Annotated in this window: 4 protein-coding genes; 1 reads left to right on the forward strand and 3 read right to left on the reverse strand. The window is 72.2% G+C overall.

Features of this window, described 5'->3' with window-relative positions; genetic code table 11:
• On the reverse strand, positions 1-3,438 hold the full coding sequence (locus ACIA8L_RS44055) for a LamG-like jellyroll fold domain-containing protein (RefSeq protein WP_395914300.1): 3,438 nt from the start codon (positions 3,436-3,438) through the stop codon (positions 1-3).
• A 138-nt stretch (positions 3,439-3,576) separates the two neighbouring features.
• Here ACIA8L_RS44055 and ACIA8L_RS44060 point away from each other — a divergent pair, with 138 nt between their 5' ends.
• Positions 3,577-4,881 (forward strand): NB-ARC domain-containing protein, encoded by a 1,305-nt coding sequence (locus tag ACIA8L_RS44060; RefSeq protein ID WP_395914302.1) that lies wholly within the window; start codon positions 3,577-3,579, stop codon positions 4,879-4,881.
• A 17-nt stretch (positions 4,882-4,898) separates the two neighbouring features.
• On the opposite strand, the gene ACIA8L_RS44065 is transcribed toward ACIA8L_RS44060, so the two are convergent.
• Together ACIA8L_RS44065 and ACIA8L_RS44070 are read right to left on the reverse strand one after the other, a co-directional pair.
• Positions 4,899-5,243 (reverse strand): phospholipase, encoded by a 345-nt coding sequence (locus ACIA8L_RS44065; RefSeq protein WP_395914304.1) that lies wholly within the window; start codon positions 5,241-5,243, stop codon positions 4,899-4,901.
• Positions 5,240-6,637 (reverse strand): DUF4331 domain-containing protein, encoded by a 1,398-nt coding sequence (locus tag ACIA8L_RS44070; RefSeq protein WP_395914306.1) that lies wholly within the window; start codon positions 6,635-6,637, stop codon positions 5,240-5,242. Before ACIA8L_RS44070 ends, ACIA8L_RS44065 begins: the two co-directional genes overlap by 4 nt.
• Positions 6,638-6,779 lie beyond the last annotated feature (142 nt).

Genomic DNA, 6,779 nt, shown 5'->3' on the forward strand with positions numbered 1-6,779 from the left:
TCATCCGGCGTACAGAACCTTGACCTGGTCGGCCGGCATGGCCCCCTGATAGACGCGGACGTCGTCGATCGCACCGTTGAAGAAGTCGCCGGTGCCGAAGCGCTGCCGCCCGATGTCGAACACGCCCGACGAGGCCCACATGCGCCCGAGGATGTTGCCCTCGGGGTTGCCGTTGACGTAGATCTGGAACTTGCCGAGGGCCGCGTCGTAGACCCCCACCAGGTGCGTCCACGCACCGAGCTCGGCGTCGGCGAAGGAGCGGGCGGAGTAGTACGACGGGGTGCCGACGTCGACGGTCGGGACGAAGAACTGCCACTTGAACGTCTGGTAGTCGTAGCGCAGGAAGATGGCGCCGCGGGCGGTGCCGCCCTGGCCGAGGACCTCGTTGTAGGTGACCTTGTCGTCCAGGCGGACCCAGGCCGCGACGGTGTATGACTGGTCGCTGCGCAGCGCCGGCCCGGCCGTCGTCGCGGCGACCGTCGCACCGTCGCCCTGCAGCGCCGAGAACGCCGAACCGTCGTGGTCCTCGACGTAGAACGCGGTGGCGGTCGGGGTCGCGTCGCGCCGCCACGGCGTCGAGTCGGTGCCGTCGCCGTCGAGGCTCCAGCGGCCGACCAGGTCCGCGGCGAGGGGCCGGATCTCCCCCGGGCTCAGCACCCGGTTCCACAGCCGCAGGTCGGCCAGGCCGCCCTTCCACTTGTTCTCGAACGTGGGATTGTCGTTCCACAGGTCCCCGGCCAGTTGCAGCCGCGTGGCGGCGAACGCGACCGGCTGGGCGGCGGAGGCCTCGAGGACGCCGTTGACGTACAGGGACAGCTTCTTCGCCCCGGCGTCGTAGACCGAGGTCAGGTTCGTCCACGCCCCGGTCTGGATGCTCGAGGTGCTGAAGATGTTGACGTGGGTCGGCCCAACGGTATCGGACTGGGGCATCGCCAAGCGCCACTTGTTGGTGCTGGCTCGGCCGAGGAACAGGGCGCTGGAGTGGGTGCCCGGCGCGCTGACGACGCTGCGGTAGTCGGCGGTGTCGCCGTCGCTGCGCGCCCAGACCGAGACGGTGAAGCTGGTGGAGGTGTCGACGACCGGCGCATTGACCGTGGCGGTGTCGTCGGTGCCGTCGAACGTCACCGTCGTCGGGGCCGCCTTGCCCGGCCCGGGCTGGAACCGCCCGGCCACCCCGGTCGTCGGGCCACCGACCGGCACGGCCGCCGGTGCGCTGCCGGCGCTGTTGGCGAAGGCCGCGTCGTCGAGCTTGTAATACGCGCTCTCGGCCGTGGCCGAGCCGAGGTTGAACGTGTACTCGTTGACCGGGCTGATGTGCCCGGCCCCGTCCAGGCTGACCACGTAGAGGCGGCTCAGCCCGCCCGAGGTCGGGTCGGCCGGCGCGGGCGGCGGCGGGGTGATCGCCAGGGTCGTGCTCGCCCCGGCGGCCACGCTCACCTGGGTGGTCGGCGGGTCGGCCCAGCCGTACCGGTAGGCGGTCACGTCGGTGACGCCGGACGCGGTGAACGTGAACGGGGCCGTCTTGCCCACCGCGCCGTACACCTGGTTGATGTCATTGCCGTAGACCGGCGACGACACCCCCGGCGCGACCGCCGGACCCACCAGGTCGACCGTGAACTCGCACCAGCCGGTCGGCGTCGATGCGTCGGTGCCGGTGGTGCTGCCGTACGTCCACGGGTCGACGGTCTTGGCCCGCCACTGGTAGATGCCGCCCTGCACCAGCCCGCTCTTGATCTGTACCGAGCCGGTGCCACCCTTGGCGAGGCTGTTCATCTGCCCGCTGCTGAGCGCCGTCCAGGTGCTGGTGGCGCTGTTGTACTGCTGCCACTCGAAAACGGCCTGGAGGTCGGTCTCGGTGTCCGGGTCGGAGACCACCGCGCGCAGCGTCGGGGTGGCGGTCGACAGCACCGCCCGCGCCGCGCCGGTGGTGCAGCCGCGCCCGTCGGTACTGGCGCTGGTCGGGGTCGTCGGCGGCGAGTTGTAGTCGACGGTGATCTTCGTGTCGGCCAGCTTGAACTTCTTCCACCGCTCGGCGATGCTCTCTCCGCTGGTCGCGCCGTTGAACGCGGTCAGGGTGAACGCGACCTCGCTCGCGCTGCCGGCGGCGGCCGTGGAGATGGCCGCTTTCATGTTGCCGCCGATCTCGAACGGCTTGTCCGGCTGCGGATCATCGGAGCAGCCGCCGGTGGTGGAGCCCGGGCTCGGCTTGTGCGCGTGCCCGGAGAACTCGCCCATTTTCGTGCCCAGGTCCGGCCCGTCCCAGGTGATCTTCCCGGACCCGGCGCTGGCCACCTGGTACAGGCTGAACGGCGTGTTACCGCAGCTCCACGAGTGCACGATGGTCGAGTGGAACTGGGCGGCGAAGATCCGCTTCTTGGCCAGGCCGCTCACGTCGAAGGTGAAGTAGGCGCGGTAGGTGGCCCCGCTGTTCGGGGACTTGCCGACCCGGACCTCGTTGTCGTTGTTCTCGTTCTTGCTGTTGGAGTACGCCCAGCGCTTCTGGCCTTTGGAGTAGCTCGGGTCGATGTACACCGGATACTGCGTGTCGGCCGCGTCGAGCAGCGCCACGTCCGGGTGCAGCACCAGCGCGCCGCCGTCGACGGTGGTGGCCGCGACCGCCTTGCGGGTCAGGTCGCCGGGCGCCTTGGGCGTCGCTCCGGCCCCGGCGTCCCACATCAGCGCCCGGCTGCCTGAGACCGCCACCGCGCCGGTGCGGGAGGCGAAGCGCAGCTCCCCGTCGGCCGACACGGCCGCGGTCAGGTCGGTGCCGGCCAGCCCCAGCCGGACCGTGCGCAGCTCGGCGCTGTCCGCCGCGGCCCGGCTCTTCACCACCAGCACGTGCGAGAACCCGTCCTCGGTGGCCCGCACCACCAGGTCGACGCCGGGCAGCACCTCGGCGTAGGTGGCGGCGTCGCCGTCGACGGTCGGCGCCGGCAGCACCGTCGGCCAGGTCAGCGCCAGCCGCTGCCCCCCGACGACCATGGTCGCGAACGGCCCGCCGCCGCCGGTGGAGAAGGCCACGTCGGCGGCCGACAGCACCGGGCGCAGCCGCCCGTTCGCCATCCGCAGCGCCGGGTCCGGCGCGGCCCACGTGCCGTCGCCGCGGCGCACCCGGGTCGGGACCGCGGACTCCTCGAAGTGCATGCTGCCGTCGGGCTGGGCGAGCCACGTCTGGGTCTCGGTGGCCCGCTCGGTGACCTCGACCGCGCGGCCCTGCGCGCGGGCCTTCGCCGCGGCGCGCGCGTCGGCCGCGGCCAGCTGGGCGGCGCTGAGCGGCCGCGCGTCCGATGCCCCGGCGGTCGCGGCGCCGGTGGCGGCCGGGGCCGGCGGCTCGGCGTGGGCCGCGGGCGGGCTGACGAGGGCCGCGGCGAGGGTGACGAGGACGGTCGAGGCGGTGGCGAGGCGGCGCCGGAGCGGCCGGGTTAACGCGGGGTTCACGCGCCGGAACGCTACCGGTCGATATTTCGATACGACTAGAGCTCGCCCGGTCACTTTCCGTTCGGAAACGTTTGGACTGTCTGTTTGGAATTGTTTGGACCTCACGCCCGGCTGCCGCGCCCCGCTTCCGGTCGTACGATGCCGGTCGAACGGGGGTTCGCCATGAACGACATCGCGCTGCCGGCCGGGCCGCCCGACCCGGCCCGGGCCCGCAGCCTCGACGACCTGGTCGGCTGCCTGCGCGGGCTCAAGACGTGGGCGGGCGACCCGTCGTTCGACACGATCACCCGCCGGATCAACGCCCGCTGGCGGGCGGCCGGCCGCCGGGCCGACGAGCTGGCCCGCCGCGGCACCGTCGTGGACTGTTTCAAGCCGGGCCGCCGCCGGGTCAACGCCGAGCTGATGGTCGCCGTGGTGCAGGCGTTGCACGACTACCCCGGCTACGTGGCCCGCTGGCGGCAGGCCCTGCGCGACGGCCGGGTCGGGACGGAGGCGGCCGCGCAGGTCCGCGTGCACGACCGGCTCCCGGACGACCTCCCCGGCTTCGTCGGCCGCTCCGCCGAGCTCGCCGCCGTCCAGGAGCCCGTCACGGTTTTCACCGGCATGCCCGGCGCCGGCAAGACCGCCCTCGCCGTGCACGCCGCCCACCGCCTCGCCGCGGACGGCGACTTCGACGTCACGCTCTTCGCCGACCTGCGCGGCTTCCACCCGGCGATGCCGCCGGTCGAGCCGGCCCAGATCCTCGACGGCCTGCGCCGCCGCCTGGCCGGCCGCCGGGCGCTGCTCGTCCTGGACGACGCGGCATCCATGCGCCAGATCGCGCCGCTGCTGCCGGCGACGCCCGGCTCGCGGACGCTTGTCACCTCCCGCCGCCGCCTGGACGTCGCCCAGGTCGAGGTGGAGCCGCTACCGCCCGCGGACGCGCGGCGGCTGCTGACCCAGGCCGTGCCCGGCGTGCCGGCCGGCTCCGACCCGGACGCCTACCGGCGCGTCGCCGAGCGCTGCGGCCACCTGCCCCTCGCCCTGACCCACGCGGCCGGCCAGCTCGCGGCCCGGGCCGGCTGGACGGTCACCGACCACGCCGACCGCCTCGACGAGCGCCGGCTGCGCCTCGAGCTCGACGAGCGCATCGAGTCGGCCCTGCACCCGTCCTACCAGGCCCTGCCGCCCGGCCCGCAGGCCCTGCTGCGCACGTTGGCCCTGCACCCCGCCGCGGACTTCGACCTGGCGGCGGCCGCCGCCCTCCTCGGCACGACCCCGGTCACCGCCCACCTCGACCACCTGACCCGCGAACACCTGATCCGCCCGGCCGGACCGGGCCGCTACGCGCTGCACGACCTCGTCCGCGTCTACGCCGCCCGCCGCGGCCACGACGAGGACCGCCCGGCCGACCGGGCGGCCGCCCGGGAACGCCTGCACGCGTGGCGCTTTGCCCAGCGATGACCACCGCCACGTCGTAGTCATGCCGGCCAGGTGAACTGCGTGACCTCGGCGCTACGCACCCGCACGGTGGCGAGCGCGTCGCCCGCCTCCGACCAGATCGTGTAGGGCCCCTCGGCCAGGCTGGGGAAGACGACCGCGTACAGCCGGCTGGAGTCGAACACCCGGGCCCGCACCGCGGCGTGGGTCCGCGGCGCGTCGCCCGATTCGCCGGGGCTGATTTCGATTTCCAGCCCGAGCTGTTCGGCCGCCGCGGAGATGACGAGTGCCCCCCGCCCGGCCCCGATGTCCAGCATGACCGTGCCGGGGTAGGAGGGCCCCAGGTCGTGATGGTGATGGTGCGCGACCGTCCCGATGCCGCTCATGACGGCGTGCTGAATCCGTCGTAGGGCGTGCCGAGGAACGGGAAGGAAGCCAGGAACGGCGCCTTCACGTTGGCCGCGGTCAGCCCCTGGTTCACCTGACCGGCCGCCGCATCGGGCTCGAAGTTCTTGTCGATGAGGGCGAAGGTCACCCCGGCCACGGCCCGCAGCGCGATGGTGACCACATCGTCAGCGGGCCGGCGCCCGTTGGGGAAGCCGGCGACATCGCCACCGACGACGCCGAGCGCGTTGGGCTTCGCGGCCGGCGGGATCGCCGTGTTGAGCCGCAGCATGTCGGCCTGCAGGGAGCCGGTGGAGTTCTGGAAGTTGGGGATGACCCCGTCCGGAATACCGGTGAGCAGGATCGCGAGCAGGTCGGCGCGCGGCGTCTTGGCGGCGTTGAGGGCGGCCAGGTTGGGAAAGACGTCCGGGTAGAGCACCGGCAGCAGCCGCGCGAGCTCCGGCTGCGCGACGAAGTCCGCGAACCGCTTGTCCTCGCGGGGCGACAGCGTGTTCCACAGGTCCTTCTGCGCCATCGGCACGATGACCTCGTTGAACAGCGGGTTGCCCAGGCGGGAGACCTGCACGTCGGGGCCGGCGCCGGCGTCGATGCCGGGCTGGTCGTTGCGCAGCCGGACCTGCTGGCGGCTCGCCGTGGTCCACACGCCGATCACGGCCTGGCTCTGGTTGCGCTTGTACCGCCCGTGCTGCCCGCCCTGGACCACGTCGTCGATGGGCACCTGCAGCGCGATGCTGTGCACGTTGAAGTTGTTCAGCGCGTTCACCGCGTTGGCCGGTTTGTCGAAGAGCTGCAGCCCGAACTGCTCGTGCAGCTGCTGGAACGGCCGCAGGTTGCCCAGGTCGAAGATGGCGCCCAGGTCGACGAAGAAGCCGTCAGCGCGCTGGCCGGCGAACACCTTGCGGTTGCCCGGCAGGCTCTGTATCGCCTGGTACGCCAGCTTGGTGTAGTTCGGCGTGGACAGCGGCCCGATGTTGCACGGCGGGCACGGCAGGTTCTTGCCGATCACGTGACCGTTGCCCTGACGGTCGATCCGGGTCACTGAGTAGAACTGCTGCCGGTTCCAGTTCTTGCTGTCGATCGACTCGATCGGCCCGGTGTTGTACAGGAAGGTGTTCTTGTCGCGGAGCCTGGTCTCGAAGCGGAACTGGTATGTGACGTCGGCGTAGCCGTCGCCGTTGTTGTCGATGTGCATCTCGTAGCGGACGTCGTTGCCGAACTCGAAGAAGTTCGGGCCGCCGGCCGGCAACTGCATCGGCAGGTAGTTCGCGATCAGCGTGACCGTGTCGGCCTTGCCCGGTGTGACGAACGCGTAGAGGTCCGTGCTGTCCGCGACGGGGTCCTTGGAGATTTCCGGGGCTTCGCGATGGGATGACATGAAGTCGCTACCTCACTGGGTACGGGAGTCGAGGTCGGTCGGCCGCGCTAGGCCGTGACTAGCGGATCATGGGGTGTGGTCGGGTACGGCGCGGAGCCAGTCGAGGGTTTCGACGAGGTCCACTGTGGCCTGGTAGCTCGTC

The sequence above is a fragment of the Dactylosporangium sp. NPDC051541 genome, assembly GCF_044454505.1.
Classification (GTDB): Bacteria; Actinomycetota; Actinomycetes; order Mycobacteriales; family Micromonosporaceae; genus Dactylosporangium.

What these genes read in the sequence shown, in the direction of transcription:
- ACIA8L_RS44060 (WP_395914302.1), top strand. Translation starts at nt 3,577, where the DNA reads ATGCCGGTCGAACGGGGGTTCGCCATGAACGACATCGCGCTGCCGGCC.
- ACIA8L_RS44065 (WP_395914304.1), bottom strand. Translation starts at nt 5,243, where the DNA reads ATGAGCGGCATCGGGACGGTCGCGCACCATCACCATCACGACCTGGGG.
- ACIA8L_RS44070 (WP_395914306.1), bottom strand. Translation starts at nt 6,637, where the DNA reads ATGTCATCCCATCGCGAAGCCCCGGAAATCTCCAAGGACCCCGTCGCG.